The organism is Streptomyces sp. NPDC016851 (assembly GCF_055562795.1).
The window spans coordinates 48,358-66,663 of sequence record NZ_JBVHEP010000022.1 but is presented as its reverse complement, the minus strand read 5'-3'; the positions used below and the strand labels follow the sequence as shown (position 1 = coordinate 66,663).

The 18,306-nt window shown below is 72.5% G+C and carries 19 protein-coding genes; 10 read left to right on the top strand and 9 right to left on the bottom strand.

Annotated features, from left to right (window positions below):
• Positions 1–52 precede the first annotated feature (52 nt).
• Positions 53–1,366 (top strand): MFS transporter, encoded by a 1,314-nt coding sequence (locus ACZ3I3_RS30205; protein WP_467370250.1) that lies wholly within the window; start codon positions 53–55, stop codon positions 1,364–1,366.
• Here the strand turns inward: ACZ3I3_RS30205 and ACZ3I3_RS30200 are convergent.
• Together ACZ3I3_RS30200 and tuf are read right to left on the bottom strand one after the other, a co-directional pair.
• Complete coding sequence (locus ACZ3I3_RS30200; RefSeq protein WP_467370248.1) at positions 1,328–2,173, bottom strand: spermidine synthase; 846 nt, start codon at positions 2,171–2,173, stop codon at positions 1,328–1,330. The genes ACZ3I3_RS30205 and ACZ3I3_RS30200 overlap by 39 nt on opposite strands.
• 87 nt (positions 2,174–2,260) lie before the next feature.
• Positions 2,261–3,430, bottom strand: a complete 1,170-nt coding sequence (gene tuf, locus ACZ3I3_RS30195) for an elongation factor Tu (protein WP_467370246.1) — start codon at positions 3,428–3,430, stop codon at positions 2,261–2,263.
• 352 nt (positions 3,431–3,782) lie between these two features.
• Here tuf and ACZ3I3_RS30190 point away from each other — a divergent pair, with 352 nt between their 5' ends.
• A complete protein-coding gene (locus ACZ3I3_RS30190; RefSeq protein WP_467370245.1) occupies positions 3,783–4,574 on the top strand; it encodes a TVP38/TMEM64 family protein in 792 nt (263 codons plus the stop codon).
• A gap of 71 nt (positions 4,575–4,645) precedes the next feature.
• On the opposite strand, the gene ACZ3I3_RS30185 is transcribed toward ACZ3I3_RS30190, so the two are convergent.
• Positions 4,646–5,815, bottom strand: coding sequence for a thiolase family protein (locus tag ACZ3I3_RS30185; RefSeq protein ID WP_467370243.1), 1,170 nt, complete (start codon positions 5,813–5,815; stop codon positions 4,646–4,648).
• A gap of 93 nt (positions 5,816–5,908) precedes the next feature.
• On the opposite strand from ACZ3I3_RS30185, the gene ACZ3I3_RS30180 reads away from it, so the two are divergent.
• The 5 genes from ACZ3I3_RS30180 to lnt all read left to right on the top strand — a co-directional run bounded on the left by ACZ3I3_RS30180 (position 5,909) and on the right by lnt (position 9,851).
• Positions 5,909–6,379 carry a winged helix-turn-helix transcriptional regulator gene (locus ACZ3I3_RS30180; protein WP_399414904.1) on the top strand — a complete coding sequence of 157 codons (471 nt, stop codon included), beginning with the start codon at positions 5,909–5,911 and terminating at the stop codon, positions 6,377–6,379.
• A gap of 162 nt (positions 6,380–6,541) precedes the next feature.
• On the top strand, positions 6,542–7,417 hold the full coding sequence (locus tag ACZ3I3_RS30175; RefSeq protein ID WP_467370241.1) for an undecaprenyl-diphosphate phosphatase: 876 nt from the start codon (positions 6,542–6,544) through the stop codon (positions 7,415–7,417).
• Between the two features lie 97 nt (positions 7,418–7,514).
• Positions 7,515–7,694, top strand: coding sequence for a hypothetical protein (locus ACZ3I3_RS30170; protein ID WP_082319952.1), 180 nt, complete (start codon positions 7,515–7,517; stop codon positions 7,692–7,694).
• Positions 7,695–7,746: 52 nt separating this feature from the next.
• On the top strand, positions 7,747–8,217 hold the full coding sequence (locus ACZ3I3_RS30165; protein WP_467370240.1) for a nuclear transport factor 2 family protein: 471 nt from the start codon (positions 7,747–7,749) through the stop codon (positions 8,215–8,217).
• 68 nt (positions 8,218–8,285) lie between these two features.
• On the top strand, positions 8,286–9,851 hold the full coding sequence (lnt, locus tag ACZ3I3_RS30160) for an apolipoprotein N-acyltransferase (protein ID WP_467370238.1): 1,566 nt from the start codon (positions 8,286–8,288) through the stop codon (positions 9,849–9,851).
• Here the strand turns inward: lnt and ACZ3I3_RS30155 are convergent.
• Both ACZ3I3_RS30155 and ACZ3I3_RS30150 read right to left on the bottom strand, forming a co-directional pair.
• Positions 9,775–10,680, bottom strand: coding sequence for a Gfo/Idh/MocA family protein (locus ACZ3I3_RS30155; protein WP_467370237.1), 906 nt, complete (start codon positions 10,678–10,680; stop codon positions 9,775–9,777). The two genes, lnt and ACZ3I3_RS30155, sit on opposite strands and share 77 nt — an antisense overlap.
• 13 nt (positions 10,681–10,693) lie before the next feature.
• Positions 10,694–11,878 (bottom strand): FAD-dependent oxidoreductase, encoded by a 1,185-nt coding sequence (locus ACZ3I3_RS30150; protein WP_467370236.1) that lies wholly within the window; start codon positions 11,876–11,878, stop codon positions 10,694–10,696.
• 105 nt (positions 11,879–11,983) lie between these two features.
• On the opposite strand from ACZ3I3_RS30150, the gene ACZ3I3_RS30145 reads away from it, so the two are divergent.
• The 3 genes from ACZ3I3_RS30145 to ACZ3I3_RS30135 all read left to right on the top strand — a co-directional run bounded on the left by ACZ3I3_RS30145 (position 11,984) and on the right by ACZ3I3_RS30135 (position 13,784).
• Positions 11,984–12,574, top strand: coding sequence for a TetR/AcrR family transcriptional regulator (locus ACZ3I3_RS30145; RefSeq protein ID WP_467370234.1), 591 nt, complete (start codon positions 11,984–11,986; stop codon positions 12,572–12,574).
• A 43-nt stretch (positions 12,575–12,617) separates the two neighbouring features.
• A complete protein-coding gene (locus tag ACZ3I3_RS30140) occupies positions 12,618–13,130 on the top strand; it encodes a DinB family protein (RefSeq protein ID WP_467370233.1) in 513 nt (170 codons plus the stop codon).
• 294 nt (positions 13,131–13,424) lie between these two features.
• Positions 13,425–13,784 (top strand): hypothetical protein, encoded by a 360-nt coding sequence (locus ACZ3I3_RS30135; RefSeq protein WP_467370231.1) that lies wholly within the window; start codon positions 13,425–13,427, stop codon positions 13,782–13,784.
• Positions 13,785–14,329: 545 nt separating this feature from the next.
• Here ACZ3I3_RS30135 and ACZ3I3_RS30130 read toward each other — a convergent pair.
• From ACZ3I3_RS30130 to ACZ3I3_RS30115, 4 genes are all read right to left on the bottom strand, one after another.
• Positions 14,330–14,845, bottom strand: a complete 516-nt coding sequence (locus tag ACZ3I3_RS30130) for a hypothetical protein (RefSeq protein ID WP_467370230.1) — start codon at positions 14,843–14,845, stop codon at positions 14,330–14,332.
• A gap of 97 nt (positions 14,846–14,942) precedes the next feature.
• Positions 14,943–15,626: a uracil-DNA glycosylase gene (gene ung / locus ACZ3I3_RS30125; protein WP_356923864.1), complete on the bottom strand. Its 684-nt coding sequence runs from the start codon at positions 15,624–15,626 to the stop codon at positions 14,943–14,945.
• A gap of 135 nt (positions 15,627–15,761) precedes the next feature.
• Positions 15,762–17,348 (bottom strand): ABC transporter substrate-binding protein, encoded by a 1,587-nt coding sequence (locus ACZ3I3_RS30120; protein WP_467370228.1) that lies wholly within the window; start codon positions 17,346–17,348, stop codon positions 15,762–15,764.
• Between the two features lie 200 nt (positions 17,349–17,548).
• A complete protein-coding gene (locus tag ACZ3I3_RS30115) occupies positions 17,549–18,301 on the bottom strand; it encodes an SDR family oxidoreductase (protein ID WP_467370227.1) in 753 nt (250 codons plus the stop codon).
• Positions 18,302–18,306 lie beyond the last annotated feature (5 nt).

Genomic DNA, 18,306 nt, shown 5'->3' with positions numbered 1-18,306 from the left:
CACCGCGCAAAGCGGTTTGGCAGGACGGGCTCCCGGCGGCGATAGTCGGCCGGTGACATCCCCCGCCACCCCGACCGCCTCCGCCCGGAGCCCCCGCCGGCCCGACTGGGCGGGACGTAACTACTCCCTGCTCACCGCCGCCGCGGTCGTCACCAACCTGGGCAGCCAGGGCGCCTTGGTCGCCGCGGCGTTCGCCGTTCTCGAAACGGGCGGCGACGGCGGGGACGTCGGCCTGGTCGCGGCGGCCCGGACGCTCCCCCTGGTGCTGTTCCTGCTGATCGGCGGCGCTGTCGCGGACCGGCTGCCCCGGCACCGCGTCATGGTGGCGGCCAACGCCCTGAACTGCCTCTCCCAGGCCGCCTTCGCCGCCCTCGTGCTGACCGGGGACCCCCGGCTGTGGCAGATGATGCTGCTCGCCGCCCTCGGCGGCACCGGCCAGGCCTTCTTCGGACCGGCCGCCGAGGGCATGCTGATGTCCTCGGTCTCCGGGGAGCAGGCGGGCCGCGCGTTCGCCGTGTTCCGGATGGCGATGCAGGGCGCGGCCCTGGGCGGTGCCGCGGTCGGCGGTGCCATGGTCGCCGCGATCGGGCCCGGCTGGGTGCTGGCGGCCGACGCCGCGGCCTTCGCCGTCGCCGGGGCACTGCGGGCCTTCCTCGACGTCGGCCACATCCCGCCGCGCGCACCGGGCGGCGGTCTGCTCGCCGACCTGCGGGAGGGCTGGCGGGAGTTCTCCGGCCGGGCCTGGCTGTGGGCCGTCGTCGTCCAGTTCTCGATCGCCAACGCGGTCGTCTCCGCCGCCGACGCGGTGTACGGCCCGCTCGTCGCCCGCGACCACCTCGGCGGCGCGGGCCCCTGGGGTCTCGCCCTGGGCGCGTTCGGGGCGGGCACCGTCGCCGGGGCCGTCCTGATGACCCGCTGGAAACCCCGCCGCCTGCTCCTCGCCGGCACCCTCTGCGTCTTCCCCCTGGCCCTGCCCTCGGCCGCGCTCGCCGTCCCCGTGCCGATCGGCGTCCTCTACGTGGTGATGTTCGTCGCCGGCGCCACGATCGAGGTGTTCGGCGTGTCCTGGATGACGGCCCTGCACCAGGAGATCCCCGAGGACAAGCTCTCCCGCGTCTCGGCGTACGACTGGTTCGGCTCGGTCGCCCTGGTGCCGCTCGCCACGGCCGCGGCCGGCCCCGCAGAGGAGGCGTTCGGGCGTACGGCCGCGCTGTGGGGCTGCGCCGGCCTGGTCGTCCTGGTCACGGCGGCCGCGCTGTGCGTACCGGACGTACGCAACCTGCGGCGCAGGACCACACCGGTGGCCCAGGGCGGCGCCGGGCACACGTCAGCCGATGCCGAACGCCCCGTCGGGGGGCTCGGGTGACGGCACGGCGTCCTCGTCCCGCACCGCCCTCGCGTCCCCGACGAAGTCCCGCAGGGCGGCGCCGTGTTCGACCCGGGCCGGGAAGGCGTCGGCGGCCGTGAGCCGGGCCAGGGCGGCGATGTCCACCGGCTCGCGCCCGGCCACGAGCACCGCGTTCCCGAACCGCCGCCCCCGCAGCACCCCCGGCTCGGCGATGAGCACGAGTTCCTCGAAGACGGTGGCCAGGGTGGCGAGTTGTGACCGCAGGAAGTCGAACGGCGCCGCATCGGGGAGATTGGCGAGGTAGACCCCACTCCCCCGCAGGACCCGCTCGGCCTCCCGCACATAGGCGACGGACGTGAGATGCGCCGGAACCCGCGAGCCGCCGAACACGTCGGCGACGATCACATCGGCCGAGTCCGCGGCAGCGTTCTCCAGCCACTTCCGCGCGTCCGCCGCGTGCAGCTCGACCCTGACCCCCTCCGGCAACGGCAGATGCTCGGCCACCAGCTCCAACAGCCCCCGGTCGACCTCGACGACATCCTGCCGGGACCCCGGGCGGGTGGCGGCCACGTACCGGGGCAGCGTGAGCGCGCCCCCACCGAGATGCAGCACGTCCAACGCGGCCCCCGGCTCCGCCACGACATCCAGCACGTGCCCGAGCCGCCGCGCGTACTCGAACTCCAGATGCGTCGGCGCGTCCAGATCGACATACGACTGCGGCGCCCCGTCGACGGTCAGCAGCCAGGCCCGTTCCCGGTCGATGTCGGGCATCAGCTTGGCAAACCCGTGATCAACGGACCGGGCTACGGGTACAGGCTCGTTCACCCCATCATTGTGCCTGTGCGACAACGCCCCCAAGGGGCGCGGGGAACTGCGCGACCAGCCACAACGGCCCCGCAGTCCCCCACCACCTCAACCCACCACGGTCACGGTCCCCGCCCCGACCGTCCTGCCACCCTCACGAATGGCGAACCCGAGCCCCGGCTCCAACGGCACCTCCCGCCCCAGCTCCACGGTCATGGCAACCGTGTCACCGGGTCGGGCCACCGCCACCTCACCGAGGTCGACCACCCCCACGACATCCGCGGTCCGGATGTAGAACTGCGGCCGGTACCCGCTGGAGACAGCCGTCGTACGACCTCCCTCACGCGCGGACAGCACATACACCTGCGCAGAGAAACGCCGCCGCGGCTTCACACTCCCCGGCGCGGCCACCACGTGCCCCCGCCGGACAGCGTCCCGGGGCACGCCCCGCAGCAGCAGCGCCACGTTGTCCCCGGCCTGCGCCTCCTCCATCGGCTTGCCGAAGGTCTCCAGCCCCGTGACCACCGTCTCGACGGCGGCCCCGAGCACCTCGACCTTGTCCCCGACCCGCACCGTGCCCCGCTCCACGGCGCCGGTCACCACGGTCCCCCGCCCGGTGATGGTCAGCACGTTCTCCACGGACAGCAGGAACGGCGCGTCCAGATACCGCTCCGGCATCGGCACATACGTGTCCACCGCGTCGAGCAGCGCCTCGATCGAGGCCGTCCAGCGCGGGTCCCCCTCCAGCGCCTTCAGTCCCGAGACGCGTACGACGGGTACGGAGTCACCGCCGTAGCCGTGCGCGGTGAGCAGGTCGCGTACCTCCAGCTCGATCAGGTCGGTCAGCTCCTCGTCCCCCGCGTCGGCCTTGTTGAGGGCGACCACGATGTGGTCGACGCCCACCTGCCGGGCGAGCAGCACGTGTTCGGCGGTCTGCGGCATGATCCCGTCGAGCGCGGAGACGACGAGGATCGCCCCGTCGAGCTGCGCGGCGCCGGTGACCATGTTCTTGACGTAGTCGGCGTGGCCCGGCATGTCGACGTGCGCGTAGTGCCGGGTGTCGGTCTCGTACTCGACGTGCGCGATGTTGATGGTGATGCCGCGCGCCGCCTCCTCGGGCGCCCGGTCGATCCGGTCGAACGGCACGAACGTGCCGGTGCCGCGCTCGGCGAGGACCTTGGTGATGGCGGCCGTGAGCGTGGTCTTGCCGTGGTCGACATGACCCATCGTGCCGATGTTGAGATGCGGTTTCGTACGGATGTAGGCCGTCTTGGACATGGCTGTACCTCGAAGCGTCTGATCAGCGAAGAAGAAACCGGGACCCCGAGAACCTGACCGACCCTCCCCTTGCGGGGTCCGCCGGACGAGCCGGAGAGGGTCAGCTTCGGGCGCCGTCCACGACGGCCGTGAGAACCACGACGGCAGCCTTCGGGGCATCCGTGACCACGGATGCTGCGAGGGTGAAGGCGTGCCGGAACATGTGTCAGATCATTGCCGACGCTTTACCGCACGTCGAATGGTTTTCGGCCCCGCCCCGTGGGTCCCGGGCGGCCGCTGTGCGAGGCCGCCTGTGACGCTCGTGAGACGAACCATACGGCGATCACACACATTTGTCGGTTAGTGTCACCGGATGCTCGATGCCACCACCCGCTCTGGGGGCACCGCCACGGCCTCTCCCCGGGCCAGCACCGCGGAGCTCGCCGTCGCCGCCCCCTCGGCAACGACCGCCTCGCCCGTTCCGTCCACCGGTTTCACCGCTCGCTGCACCAGAGTTCTGCTCTCCCCGTGGTCGAGGCTGTCCCTGCTCGTCGCGCTGCTCGCCGCGGGCGGGTGCGGCGTGCTGATGTTCGAGCCGCAGCGGCTGCTGACGCAGGGCTGGCCGCCGCAGCTCGGCGGCGCCATGGCGGCGCTGGTGTTCGCGGTGGCGTACGGCGTGTGCACCGTGGCGTTCGTACCGAGGCCGCTGCTGAACCTCGCGGCGGGAGCGCTGTTCGGTTCGCAGCTGGGCACCGGTGTGGCGCTGGCGGGCACGGTGCTCGGTGCCGGGATCGCCTTCTGCCTGGGGCGCGCGCTGGGGCAGGACGCCCTGCGGCCGCTGTTGCGGGGGCGCTGGCTGAAGGCCGCGGACGGCCAGCTCAGCCGGCACGGCTTCCGCTCGATGCTGGTGGTGCGGCTGTTCCCCGGTGTGCCGTTCTGGGCGTCGAACTACTGCGCCTCGTTCTCCCGCATGGGCCTGCTGCCGTTCCTCCTGGCGACGGGCCTCGGCTCGATCCCGAACACCGCCGCCTACGCCGTCGCCGGCGCCCGCGCCTCCACCCCGACGTCCCCCGCCTTCCTGATCGCCATGGCCTGCATCGCCCTGCCCGCGCTGGCGGGCGTGGTGGTGGCCTGGCGCAAGCGGCACCGCCTGCGCCAGCTCTGACGAACCGTTACACCCGCCGGGCTCACACCCCCGTTACATCCGCCGGGCTCACCCCCGTTGCATCGCACGGCTCACACGCGTTCCAGCACCATGGCGTTGGCGAGCCCGCCCGCCTCGCACATGGTCTGGAGCGCGTACCGGGCGCCCCGTTCCCGCATCGCGTGCACCAGCGTCGTCGTCAGCCGGGTGCCGCTCGCGCCGAGCGGATGGCCGAGCGCGATGGCGCCGCCGTGCACGTTGACCCGGGTGAGGTCGGCGCCGGTCTCCTGCTGCCACGCCAGGACGACGGCGGCGAACGCCTCGTTGACCTCGAACAGGTCGATGTCGTCGAGGGTCAGCGACGCCCTGCGCAGCACCTTCTCGGTCGCCGGGACGACGCCCGTGAGCATCAGCAGCGGGTCGGAGCCGGTGACGGCGAAGCTGTGCAGCCGGGCGAGCGGGCGCAGGCCGAGACGGGCCGCGGTCTCGCTGGAGGTGATGAGCACCGCGGAGGCCCCGTCGTTGATCGGGCTCGCGTTGCCCGCCGTGACGTTCCACTCGATCTGCGGGAAGCGTTCGGCGAAGCCGGGGTCGTGGTAGGCGGGCTTGAGGCCGGCGAGGATCTCGGTGGTGCTGCCGGGCCGTACGCACTCGTCGCGCGCGACGCCCTCGAGGGGTGCGACCTCGGCGTCGAAGAGCCCGCTGTCCCAGGCGGCCGCGGCCTTGTGGTGCGACGAGACGGCGAAGTCGTCCATCCGCTCGCGGCCGATCGACCACTTGGCGGCGATGAGCTCGGCGCTGATGCCCTGCGGGACGAGCCCCTCGGGGTAGCGCTCGGCGATCCCGGGCCCGAAGGGGTCCTTGCCCGCGGGCACGTTCGACCACATCGGCACCCGGCTCATCGACTCGACCCCGCAGGCCACGACGAGGTCGTACGCACCCGCGAGGACGCCCTGCGCCGCGAAGTGCACGGCCTGCTGGGACGAGCCGCACTGGCGGTCCACGGTGGTCGCGGGCACCGACTCCGGGAAGCCCGCGGACAGGGCGGCGTAGCGGGTGGTGTTCATGGCCTGCTCGCCGACCTGGTCGACGGTGCCGCCGATGACGTCGTCGATCAGCGCCGGGTCGACGCCGGAGCGTTCGACGAGGGTGCGCAGCGTGTGGGCGAGGAGCTCCACCGGGTGGACGTGCGCGAGGGCGCCGCCCGGCTTGCCCTTGCCGATCGGGGTGCGTACGGCTTCGACGATGACTGCGTCACGCATGGTGCGGCCTCCACGACTACCGGCGAGTAGGAAATCCAAACTCACCGTAGCCCGCCGGGTTGGAAATTCCAACCCTCTCCTAGACTGGGCCCCATGGCCGCCAGCAAAGACCCGCGCCCCTGCTCCATCGCCGACACCCTGGCCCTGGTCGGCGAGAAGTACTCGCTGCTCGTGCTGCGCGAGGTGTGCCTGGGCAACGGGCGTTTCGACCAGCTGGTGCGCAACATCGGCGCACCGCGCGACATCCTCGCCACGCGGCTGCGTCGGCTCGTCGACGCCGGGATCCTGGTCAAGCAGCTCTACAGCGAGCGCCCGCAGCGCTTCGAGTACCGGCCCACCCGGGCCGGGCTGGAACTGGAGCCCGTGCTGATGACCCTCATGGCCTGGGGCGACCGTCATCTGCGGACGGACGGCGACCGCCCGATGGTCGTGGAGCACTCCTGCGGCCGGGCGCTCACCCCGGTGGTCACGTGCCGGGCCTGCGGCGACGAGGTGCGCCACGAGGACCTCAGGGCCCACCCCCAGGCGCCCGGCTGGACGGTGACCGGACCCACGGTGGCCTGATCCCGCCCCTGCCGCGGGGCACCGGCCAAACCCCTGTGTCGGAGCGGACATCAGGGGGCGCTACGCTTCCCCCTCGGCACATCTGATCCCCCGGTCATCACACCCGGCGGCCCGGTGTGCCCGTCGTCCGTTCCACGATCGGCACTTGGACTCCGCTACCTCATGTCTTGGTTCGAATCACTCATCCTCGGACTCGTCCAGGGGCTGACCGAGTTCCTCCCCGTCTCGTCCAGCGCGCACCTGCGGCTGACGGCGGCCTTCTCGGGCTGGGAGGACCCGGGCGCGGCCTTCACGGCGATCACCCAGATCGGCACCGAGGCCGCCGTGCTGATCTACTTCCGCAAGGACATCGGGCGGATCATCTCGGCGTGGACGCGCTCGCTCACGAACAAGGAGCTGCGCAGCGACCCCGACGCGCGGATGGGCTGGCTGGTCATCGTCGGCTCGATCCCGATCGGTGTGCTCGGCGTGACGCTCAAGGACCAGATCGAGGGGCCGTTCCGGGACCTGCGGATCACCGCGACGATGCTGATCGGCATGGGCATCGTCCTGGGCGTCGCCGACCGGCTCGCGGCACGGGACGAGAGCGGCGGCAAGCACCGCGCGCCCAAGCAGCGCAAGGCCCTGGAGGACCTGGGCGTGCGGGACGGCCTGATCTACGGCGTCTGCCAGGCCATGGCGCTCATCCCGGGCGTCTCCCGCTCCGGCGCCACCATCAGCGGCGGCCTGTTCATGGGCTACAGGCGCGAGGCCGCGGCCCGCTACTCCTTCCTGCTCGCGATCCCCGCGGTGCTCGCCTCCGGCCTGTTCGAGCTCAAGGACGCGACGGAGGGGGGCCATGTCTCGTGGGGCCCGACGATCTTCGCGACGGTCATCGCCTTCGGGGTCGGCTACGCGGTGATCGCGTGGTTCATGAAGTTCATCTCGACCAAGAGCTTCATGCCGTTCGTCTGGTACCGGATCGCGCTCGGCATCCTCATCATCGCCCTGGTGTCGATGGGTGCGCTGAGCCCGCACGCGGCCGAGTCGGCGGGCTGACCCGGCGGTCTGTGACCCGCATCTCGTGACCAACCGCATAGCGCGGGGGTAGCCGTCCGGTAGCGGGCTGTCAGTGGCTGCCCCTACGCTTGTCGGCATGTCCCCCGATTTCGTGACCCCTGGTTCCGTGCGGTCCGCCGCCGAGGTCAACGAGGAGATCCGTGCGCTGTGGCGGCGCACGGGCGGCACCCTGTCGCCCGAGGAGCGCGCGGAGTACGAGCTGCTGGTCGTCGAGTGGGCGGCCGCGATCCGCGGCGCCGTCGTCAAGGCGGCCTGACACTCACCGCACACCCCTTGGCTCCGCGCCCCCCATGCCCAACACTGAGCCGATGACGCAGCGCGTGGAGCTCGCCACCGTGAGGGACCGGCTGGCCGTCGACGGCCTGATCACCGACTACGCGGTGGCGGTCGACGACGGCGACTGGGAGGGGTACCGGGGGCTGTTCGTCCCTCAGGGACGGGCGGACTACCGCTCGGCCGGCGGCATCGAAGGAGAAGTCTCGGCGGTCGCCGAGTGGCTCGCCGAGAGCATGCGGCTCTTCCCGATGCGACAGCACCTGATCGTCAACCGGCGGGTGCGCTTCGGCGTCTGGGAGCAGGACACCGGTGACACGGCCCAGGTCCAGGCCGACTACATCAACCCCATGGCCACCGAAGGGCCCGCGCCCGACTTCGTGTGCGGCGGCCGGTACGCCTTCGCGCTGCGGCGCACGGTCGACGGCTGGCGGCTGGCCGAGGTGGTCGTCCGGGAGAAGTGGCGGCGCCTTCCCGAGCGGCGGACGGCACCTGTGGTCAACTGACCCGGCGTCCTCTGTCCTAGATCGTCCTCAGGGCGCACACTGGAGGCACCCGCGGGTAGGAGGCGCCTATGAAGACGCTCGGCCACTGGCTCGCCTCCCCGTGGCGGCGCTCGGCCGCCGCCGTGATCGCGGGCGCCCTTCCCGTACTCGCCTATCCCGCCCCCTCCTTGTGGTGGTGCGCCTACGTCGCCCTGGTCCCCTGGATCCTGCTGATGCGCACCGCGCCGACCGGCAAACGCGCGGCGTACGACGGCTGGTGCGGCGGGTTCGGCTTCATGCTGGCCATGCACCACTGGCTGCTGCCCTTCCTGCACGTGTTCACGTTCGTCCTCGCCGCGCTGCTCGGCGCCCTGTGGGCCCTGTGGGGATGGCTCGTCCACCGGCTGCTCGCGGGCGTGCCCTCGCGGCGGCGGATCGCGGCCGCTCTCCTCGTCCTGCCGTCCGGCTGGCTGGCCGTCGAGCTGGTCCGCTCCTGGCAGGGCCTCGGCGGCCCCTGGGGCATGCTCGGCTCCAGTCAGTGGCAGGTCGAGCCGGCGCTGCGGCTGGCCTCGGTCGGCGGGGTGTGGCTGCTCAGCTTCCTGCTCGTGGCCGTCAACGTCGCGGTCGCCGTCCTCGTCGCGGTCCGTCAGGCCCGCCTGCCCGCCGTGGCCGGGCTCGTCGCCACGGCCGCCGCCACCTCCGCCGCCTGGTCCCTCTCACCCCGCCCCGACGTCGACGGCCAGGTCAGGATCGCCGTCGTCCAGCCCGGCGTCATCGACGGCCCGAGCAACCGGCTCGCCCGCGAGGAACAGCTCACCCGCCGGCTCGCCGGACAGGACGTCGACCTGATCGTGTGGGGCGAGAGCAGCGTCGGCTTCGACCTCGGGGACCGGCCCGACCTCGCCCGGCGGCTCGCGGACCTGTCCCGCGCGACCGACGCCGGCATCCTGGTCAACGTGGACGCCCGGCGCTCCGACAAACCCGGCATCTACAAGAGCTCCGTCCTGGTCGGGCCCGACGGCCTCACCGGCGAGCGCTACGACAAGATGCGGCTCGTCCCCTTCGGCGAGTACGTCCCGGCCCGCTCCCTGCTCGGCTGGGCCACCTCCGTCGGCAAGGCGGCGGGCGAGGACCGTATGCGCGGCTCCCAGCCGGTCGTGATGAACGTGGGGGACAGCCTGCGCGTCGGCCCGATGGTGTGCTTCGAGACGGCCTTCCCCGACATGCCCCGCCACCTCACCCGGGAGGGCGCCGACGTGCTGATCGGCCAGTCGTCGACATCCACGTTCCAGAACAGCTGGGCGCCCGAGCAGCACGCCTCGCTCGCCGCGCTGCGCGCCGCCGAGACCGGCCGCCCGATGGTGCACGCGACGCTGACGGGTGTCTCCGCCGTCTACGGCCCGAGCGGGCAGCGCGTCGGCTCGTGGCTGGGGACGGACGCGTCCGCCACGCAGGTCTACGACGTGCCCCTCGCCCACGGCACCACGCCGTACGTGCGCCTCGGTGACTGGACCGTGCACGCGGCCATGCTGATCCTCGCCGCGTGGGCCGCCGGCGACGGCGTACGGACGCTGCGGCTCAGGCGGCCCGCTCCTGAACCGCCCGCACCACCCGCTCGCACAGTTCGTGAGTCTCCAGCGCGTCCCGGGCGCTGAGCACCTTGCCCGCCCGCACGGCGTCCAGGAACGTCAGCACCGCCTGCTCGATGCCGCGCTGCCGGGCCACCGGCACCCAGTCGCCGCGCCGCCGCACGGTCGGCTGCCCCTTGTGGTCGACGACCTCAGCGAGGTTGATCACCTGCCGCTTGGTGTCCTGCCCGGACACCTCGAGGATCTCCTCGGCCGAACCGCTGAGCCGGTTCATCACGCCGAGCGCGGTGAAGCCGTCCCCGGCGAGCTGGAGCACGACGTGGTGCAGCAGGCCGTCCTGGACGCGGGCGCGCACGGTGACGTCGTCGACCTCGCCGGGCACCAGGAACCGCAGGGTGTCGACGACGTGGATGAAGTCGTCCAGGATCATCGTGCGCGGCTCCTCCGGGAGCCCGATGCGGTTCTTCTGCATCAGGATCAGCTCGCGCGGATGGTCGGCGCACTGCGTGTAGCCGGGGGCGTGACGCCGGTTGAAGCCGACCGCGAGACTCGTGTCCCGCTCCTCGGCGAGCGCCACCAGCCGCGCGGACGCATCGAGTTCGTAGGCGAGCGGCTTGTCGACGTACGTCGGCACGCCCGCCTCCAGCAGCCGGGTCACGATCTCCGGGTGCACGATCGTGGGCGCGTGCACGAAGGCGGCGTCGAGGCCGGCCGCGAGGAGGGAGTCGAGGGTGGTGTGCCGCCGCTCCCGCGGGACGTGGAGGCCGTCGGCGACCCGGTCGAGCGTGGCGGGCGTGCGCGTCTGGAGGTGCAGCTCCACCCCGGGCTGGAAGGCGAGGACCGGAAGGTAGGCCTTCTGCGCGATGTCGCCGAGTCCGATGCAGCCGACCTTCACGGGGTGTTCTCCTCTAGCGGTTGCCTGCCGGGGTCTGCTCGGAAGCATACGGCCGCTGAGGAGGCCGCCAGTCGGCGATGCCGTCGAAGCCTCGCAGGAACAGGGCAGGCCCGGCCTTCGACAGCGCGGCCAGGGCCGTGTCGCGTACGACTGCCCCGAGGCGGCCGGTCATGAGGCTGAGGCGGGCGACCCGCACGGCCTGGCGTGCGACGGCGGTCGTACGGGGCAGCCGGGCGGCGGTGTAGGCGGGGAGGTCGTCGCAGTGGTGCGCGAGGACGATCGCGTCCTCGATGGCCTGGTTGCCGCCCTGGCCGAGGGTCGGGGGCATGGCGTGCGCCGCGTCGCCGACCAGGGCGACCCGGCCGTGGTGGTAGGCGGGCAGGGGTTCGGCGATGTGGTGGACGTCGTGCCGCAGGACGTCCTCGGGTCGGGCGGCGGCGAGCACGGCGGGGATCGGGTCGTGCCAGTCGCCGAAGCGGCGCAGCAGCTCGGCCTTCTCGTCGTCGGGCGCGCGTCCTCCGGCGGGTGTCACGGCGGCGGCGTAGGCGTAGACGCGGCCGTCCTTGAGCGGGTGCGTGCCCCAGATGCGGCCCCTGCCCCACGTCTCGTGCGAGGCGAACTCGACGCCGGGGACGGGGATCACGACCCGCCAGGTGGTGAATCCGGAGTAGACGGGCCCCGGGTGGCCGGGGAAGAGCGCGCCGCGTACGGCGGACCGGACGCCGTCGGCGCCCACCACCAGGTCGGCCTCCAGCTCGCCGCCCGCGGTGGTGACGCGGGCGGGCCGGCCGGTGTCGCCGCTGTCGACGAGGGTCGCGGCGGCGTCCGTGCGGACCGCGTCCGGCGGGAGCAGTGTGGACAGGCGCTCGACCAGGGTGGCGCGGTGCAGCAGCACGAGCGGGCCGCCGAAGCGCTCGGCGGCGGCGTCGGCGGAAGAACGTGAGAGCCACCGGCCGGACGGTGTGCGCAGCCCGCCGTCCCCCGCCCAGGCGGCGAGGTCACGGATCTCGTCGCCGAGGCCGATGACGTCCAGCGCGCGCAGGGAGTTGGGAGCGAGGGAGATGGCGGCGCCGACCGGCTCCAGTGAACGGGCGCGCTCCAGCACGGTGACCTGCCAGCCGCGCCGGTGCAGTGCGGCCGCCGCGGTCAGGCCTCCGATGCCGCCGCCGATCACGACAGCTCGCCTCGCCTGTGTCATGGCTCCTCCTCGAACCGGCGGCCGGACCTGCCCGGCCTGGTGACTACACCTGTAGTTCACCGTCGAGCTTACTACGGGTGTAGTGAGACGGGTAGCGTGAGCTCCATGTCCGTACGCACCGCCGGTCCCTCCCGCTCCGACCTCGTCGCCGACACCGCCCTCGCCCTGCTCGCCGAGCGGGGGATGCGGGGCCTCACACACCGGGCCGTCGACGAGGCGGCCGGACTCCCCCAGGGCTCCACGTCGAACCTCGCGCGCACTCGGCAGGCCCTGCTGGAACTGGCGGTGCGGCGCCTGGCCGACCGCGAGGCGCGGGTACTGGCACTGCACGAGATGCCGGACCCCCGGGCCGGGTCCGGCTCCCTGGCGGACGCGCTGGCCCTGGCCACCCACCGCGCGCTGACCCGCAACCGCGAACTCACCCTCGCCCGCTACGAACTGGCCCTGGAGGCCACGCGCCGCCCGGAGCTGCGGGCGTACTTCGACGCGACGGGCGCCCGCTTCCGTGAGCAGTTGGCCGCCCTCGTCACCGGGATGGGCTCGACGGACCCGGCCCGGCACACGCTGTCCCTGATCTCCTGGGCGGACGGGCTGATGTTCAGTTGCGTGGCGGGGTCGTTCGGTGCCGAGGTGCCGAGTCTGGAGGAGGTGCGGGCCGGGCTGCGGGAGCTGCTGGACGGGATGCTCGGGGCCTGAAAAAGCCGTGGTGCGGCAGGGGGCGTTGGGAAAGGATGCGGGGATGACGACCGAACGCCGTGTTCCTGCCACGACCGCCGACGAACGCACCATGCTGGAGGGCTGGCTGGAGTTCCACCGGCAGACCCTCGCGTGGAAGTGCGAGGGCCTGACCGACGAGCAGCTCAGGTCCCCGGCCGTGGAGCCCTCCGACCTGTCGCTGCTGGGGCTGGTGCGGCACATGGCGGACGTGGAGCGGAGCTGGTTCCGCCGGGTGCTGACGAACGAGGACGTGGCGCCCCTCTACTTCAGCGACGAGGACCTGGACGGCGAGTTCCACCTGACCGAGGCGGACACCTACGCGGAGGCCCATGCCGCCTGGCAGGCCGAGATCGAGACCGCCCGGAGCAACGCCGCCCGCTTCGGTCTGGACGACATCTCCGAGGGCAAGCACCGCCGCACGGGCGAGCGGTTCAACCTGCGGTGGCTCTACACCCACATGATCGAGGAGTACGCGCGGCACAACGGCCACGCCGACCTGATCCGCGAGCGCATCGACGGCTCGACCGGCGACTGACACCGGCCGGGACCGGCCGACGACGTCACCCCGGACCGGCCGACTGCCTCCCTACGGGGAGCGAGATCACCCGTGCGGGGCATCCTCCACCCGTCCTCTGCCCTGCCGCGGGCCGGACGCACCAGAGTGGCGCGGGTGCATCGAACGACGACCACAGCGACGCTCCTGGTGACCGTGGCTGTCTCGGCCCTCACCGGCTGTACGACGGTCCGGCATCCCCCCGTTCCCGGGCCGGCTGCGGCCCCGTCCCGGCCGTCGGCGCCGCAGCCGGAGGGTCGGACGGAGACCCAGGTCGTGCAGGCACCGGCCCGCGAGGCCCTGCAGCTCATCGAGGAGTCCCGCCGTCCGGAGCCGGCCGCGTCCCCGTCGCGCCTGACGACGCCCCCGGCCGCCGCGCCGCAGCAGCGGCGGCAGCCGCCGCCCGGTCCCCCCGACGTCCGCCCGCGCCCCGCCCGCCCGGAACGCCCCGAGCCGGCCCCGCGCGGCCCACGGCGCCCGCACACCGGCCTGCCCCAGGTCCCGGAGTCGGTACGCCAGGACGTCCGACAGAGCGTCCCGGACAACACGGACGTGTGCGCACTGGGCAGACGCTACGGAGGCTGGCGGGCGGACAGCCCGGAGGCGACCATCTGCCGTGACACGTACGGTCGTTGAACCACGCCGGGGCGGTACCTTGGCCCGGCCCAACGCAGCCGGAACCCACCGCCTCGGCCACGCCCCGCCGGACGCCGCCACACCTGGGCCCTGCCCCGCGGGCCCTCCTCCGGCCGCCGCTCCGAGCGGCCCCGGACCCGCCGCCGGCGCCAGGCCGTGCCCCAAACGGCCCCCGGAACCACAACCGGCACCACGGCCACTGCCCGGGTAGCCGCCCAGCCATCTCCCCGCGCCACGGCGTGCAGGGCGCCGGCCTGCCGGCACAGCCGCCCCCACACCCGGGCCCTGCCGCGGGCCCTACTCCGCCCCCGCCACGACACCTGCCCGGGCGCCGCCCCGAGCAGCCCCGGAACCACAACCGGCACCACGGCCACTGTCCGCGTAGCGGCCCAGCCATCTCCCGGCGCCACGGCGGGCATGGCGCTGAACGCGCTGAACGCGCTGGGCGTCCGGGCCGACGACCACCTCGAACGGTCGATCACGTCCGGAGAGGCCCTCGCCCCTCCCGGCGCCACGGCCGATGCACGCAAGGCCCGCTCCGGGCGCTACGGGCGCTGCCTCGGTGGTGTCCACGTCCCTCCGCCGTCCTCGCCCAGCCGGGACTCGAGTCGGCTGATGGCCGCTCGGATGCCCTCGCCGTAGGGGCCGTCGGTGAGGGCCCTGGCCGCTCCCCGGGCCCGGCGCAGGTGTACGCGGGCGGCGTCGCGGTGGCCGAGTCTGTCGTAGTCGGCGGCCAGGTTGAGGTGCAGGGAGGGGTAGAACGCGCGGACCGCGAGTGCCCCCTCTCCCGAGGGGGCCCCGGCGTCGGTGAGTTCCTCCGCCGCCGTCAACGCGCGCAGGTCCCAGGCCAGTTCGTCGGCGGGATCGTCCTGCGTGTCGGCCAGGTAGTGGGCGAGGGTGCAGCGGTGCAGCGGGTCGCCGTGCTCCCCGATCTCCGCCCACAGGTCCAGGAACCGCTGCCGGGCCTCCTCCCGGTCCCCGGCGTGGTGCAGCATGACGACCTGCCCGATCCGCGTCGGCACGGCATCCGGCGCCGCCTGTCCCTGTCGCTCCACGACCACGCCCTCCGCACCGCTCGCCCGCTGTTCCTCCCGACGCTAACCGCAGGCCGGGAGGATCCGGCTGAGGCCGCTCCGTACGGCGCCGGGGCGTCAGCCGTCAGCCCAGGTTCGGAATCGTCCAGTCGATCGGCTCGTGCCCTTGCGCCGCCACCGCCGCGTTGATCTGCGTGAACGGACGCGAGCCGAAGAACTTCTTCGCCGACAGCGGCGACGGATGCGCGCCCTTGACCACCACGTGCCGCGACTCGTCGATCAGTGGGAGCTTCTTCTGCGCGTAGTTCCCCCACAGCACGAACACCGCCGGGTCGGGCCGGCCGGCGACCGCGCGGATGACCGCGTCGGTGAACCTCTCCCAGCCCCGGCCCTTGTGCGAGTTGGCCTCGCCGCCGCGGACCGTGAGCACCGCGTTGAGCAGCAGGACGCCCTGCTCGGCCCACGGCATCAGGTAGCCGTTGTCCGGGATCGGCGTGCCCAGCTCCTCGTGCATCTCCTTGTAGATGTTCCGCAGGGACGGCGGGATCCGCACACCGGGCCGGACCGAGAAGCACAGCCCGTGCCCCTGCCCCTCGCCGTGGTACGGGTCCTGGCCGAGGACCAGGACCTTGACCCGCTCGTACGGCGTGGCGTCCAGCGCGGCGAAGACCTCCTCGCGCGGCGGATAGACGGGGCCCTTCGCCCGCTCCTCCTCGACGAACTCCGTCAGCTCCTTGAAGTAGGGCTGCTGCAGCTCGTCACCCAGAACCCCGCGCCAGGACTCGGGCAGCATGGCGATGTCGGTCACGTCAACGTCCTCACGATGTGCGGTCACTTCCAGGCCACAGAACCTACCGGCGACCACTGACAACACACCGGGAAAGCCCGCTGCCCGACCCGCCCACCAGGCGCTCCTGCCCCCCTGCCAGGCAGTCTTGCCCGCCTACCAGGCAGTCTTGCGGTGCAGCTCCCACATCATCATGATCGTCGACGGGTCCATGGCCCGCTCCGCGCCCGAGACGTCCCGGCTGGCCGCCACGTACTGCCGGCCCTGCCACAGCGGCAGCAGCCGCGCGTCGTCCACGAGGATCCGCTGGGCCTCCTCGAACTCCTTCTCCACGTTCGCGCGGTCGCTCTCGCGGCGCGACCGGGGCAGCAGATCGCCGGTGATCTCGGGCGCCGGGTAGGGCGTACCGAGGGCGTTCTGCTCGCCGACGAACGGCGCGATGAAGTTCTCGGCGTCCGGGAAGTCGGGGAACCAGCCACGCCCGAACACCGGGTACTCGCCCTTCTGGTAGCCCTCGACGTACGTCTTCCAGGGGCGGCTCTTGAGGGTGATCTCGAACAGTCCCGAGTCCTCGAGCTGGCGCTCCAGTTCCTTGAACTCCGCGGCGGTCTCGGAGCCGTAGCGGTCGCTCGTGTACCAGAAGGTGAGCGGGACCCGCCGGTTGATGCCCGCGCCGGTGAGGATCTTGCGGGCCTTGGCGACGTCCGGGTCGCCGTAGTCGTCGAAGAAGCCCGTGGTGTGACCGGTGAGACCCTTGGGGACCATGGAGTACAGCGGGTCGACGGTGTCCTTGTAGACCTTGTGGGCGATCGCCGCCCGGTCGACGACCTGCGCGATGGCCTGGCGCACCGCCTTGCGGTTCGCCCAGGAGTCCTTCGGGTTGAACACCAGGTAGTTGATGTCGGTGCCGGTGCCCTCGACGAGCTGGATCTCCTCCTCGTTGGAGGTCTTGCTCTGGAGATCGACGACGTCCCCGGCGGCCAGACCGCGGTAGGTCACGTCGATCTGCTCGTCCCGCAGGGCCTTGACCATGGCGCCGGAGTCCTGGAAGTAGCGGATGGTCACCGCGTCGTTGCGGCGCTCCGCGTAGCCCTTGTAGGCCTCGTTGCGGACGAGGACGGCCTCCTTGCCCTCGTCGTAGGAGTCGAGGGCGTACGGCCCTGAGCCGACGACGTCGCTGCCCTTGCGCAGGGAGTCCTCCGGGTAGGTCTCCGGGGAGACGATCGACATGGCGGGGGTGGCCAGCACGAACGGGAAGGTCGCGTCGGGCTTGTTGAGGTGGAAGATCACCTCGCGCTCGTTCGGCGCTTGGACCCGCTCCAGGCTGCCGAGCAGACCGGCGGGGCCGCCGTTGACGTTGATCTTGCGGATCCGGTCGAACGAGTGCTTCACGGCCCGGGCGTCGAGCGCGTCGCCGTTGGAGAACTTCAGGCCTTCACGCAGCTCGCAGCGGTACACCTGGTTCGAGGAGTCGCTGAAGTCGCAGCTCTCGGCGGCGTCCGGCTGGGGCTCGCTCGCCCCGGTCGGGTAGCTCAGGAGCGTCTGGTAGATGTTGCGGAACAGCTCCCAGGAGCTGTCCCAGGAGGCGGCAGGGTCGAGCGTGCTGGGGGCACTGGTGGTGCCCACGACGATCGGCCCTTCGTCCTCCGGAGTGTCGGACGACAGCACGCCGCATCCGGCGACCAGGGACGATATGGACGCGATGGCCGCCACCCGCCGCAGGCATCGGTTCCGGTTGAACACGCGCACGCTCCTCGATCTGCCATACCAAGGGTCGGCAGACCATACCGCAGTGCCGCGCCCGCTGACCCGCCCCGGGACATGACTCCTTGATCGATAAACCTTTGACTACGTTGTCATCTCCCTTTGCGGCCCCTTTACGCCGGCACGGGCGCCGCCTGTCACCCAAGAGGCGCCCGTGCCGAGCCGCGTACGCGCCTGTGTCAGCCCGTGCCGGCGTTGAGGAAGATGCCGCCGTCCACGACGAGCGTCTGGCCGGTGACCCAGTCGGACTGCTCGGAGGTGAGGAACGCCGCCGCGCCGCCGATGTCGGAGGGCACGCCGAGCCGGCCGAGCGGGTAGGCGGCCGCGGCCTCCTCCTCCCGGCCCTCGTACAGGGCGGTGGCGAACTTGGTCTTCACGACGGCCGGGGCGATCGCGTTGACCCGGACCCTGGGCGCGAACTCGTGCGCGAGCTGCACGGTCAGGTTGATCATCGCCGCCTTGCTGACGCCGTACGCGCCGATGAACGGCGAGGGCGAGAGACCCGCGACGGAGGCGATGTTGACGATCGCGCCGCCGTTGTCCTTCTGCCAGGCGTGCCAGGTCCTCTGGGCGAAGCCCAGCGCCGAGACGACGTTGGTCTCGAAGACCTTGCGGGCGACGTTCAGGTCCAGATCGGCGATCGGTCCGAACACCGGGTTCGTGCCGGCGTTGTTGACCAGGTAGTCGACGCGGCCGAAGGCCTCCATCGTGCGCTCGACGGCGGCGGCCTGGTGGGCCTCGTCGTGCGCCTTGCCCACCGCGTAGACCACGCGGTCGGAGCCGAGCTTCTCGACGGCCTCCTTGAGGGCGTCCTCGGTACGGCCGGTGATGCACACGCGGTCGCCGCGTGCGACGAAGGCCTCGGCGACGCCGTAGCCGATGCCGCGGCTGGCGCCCGTGACGAGCGCGACCTTGCCGGAGAGTTCAGTCATGTCCG

What these genes read in the sequence shown, in the direction of transcription:
- tuf (WP_467370246.1), bottom strand. Translation starts at nt 3,430, where the DNA reads ATGTCCAAGACGGCCTACATCCGTACGAAACCGCATCTCAACATCGGC.
- ACZ3I3_RS30190 (WP_467370245.1), top strand. Translation starts at nt 3,783, where the DNA reads ATGCTCGATGCCACCACCCGCTCTGGGGGCACCGCCACGGCCTCTCCC.
- ACZ3I3_RS30185 (WP_467370243.1), bottom strand. Translation starts at nt 5,815, where the DNA reads ATGCGTGACGCAGTCATCGTCGAAGCCGTACGCACCCCGATCGGCAAG.
- ACZ3I3_RS30180 (WP_399414904.1), top strand. Translation starts at nt 5,909, where the DNA reads ATGGCCGCCAGCAAAGACCCGCGCCCCTGCTCCATCGCCGACACCCTG.
- ACZ3I3_RS30175 (WP_467370241.1), top strand. Translation starts at nt 6,542, where the DNA reads ATGTCTTGGTTCGAATCACTCATCCTCGGACTCGTCCAGGGGCTGACC.
- ACZ3I3_RS30170 (WP_082319952.1), top strand. Translation starts at nt 7,515, where the DNA reads ATGTCCCCCGATTTCGTGACCCCTGGTTCCGTGCGGTCCGCCGCCGAG.
- ACZ3I3_RS30165 (WP_467370240.1), top strand. Translation starts at nt 7,747, where the DNA reads ATGACGCAGCGCGTGGAGCTCGCCACCGTGAGGGACCGGCTGGCCGTC.
- lnt (WP_467370238.1), top strand. Translation starts at nt 8,286, where the DNA reads ATGAAGACGCTCGGCCACTGGCTCGCCTCCCCGTGGCGGCGCTCGGCC.
- ACZ3I3_RS30150 (WP_467370236.1), bottom strand. Translation starts at nt 11,878, where the DNA reads ATGACACAGGCGAGGCGAGCTGTCGTGATCGGCGGCGGCATCGGAGGC.
- ACZ3I3_RS30145 (WP_467370234.1), top strand. Translation starts at nt 11,984, where the DNA reads ATGTCCGTACGCACCGCCGGTCCCTCCCGCTCCGACCTCGTCGCCGAC.
- ACZ3I3_RS30140 (WP_467370233.1), top strand. Translation starts at nt 12,618, where the DNA reads ATGACGACCGAACGCCGTGTTCCTGCCACGACCGCCGACGAACGCACC.
- ACZ3I3_RS30115 (WP_467370227.1), bottom strand. Translation starts at nt 18,301, where the DNA reads ATGACTGAACTCTCCGGCAAGGTCGCGCTCGTCACGGGCGCCAGCCGC.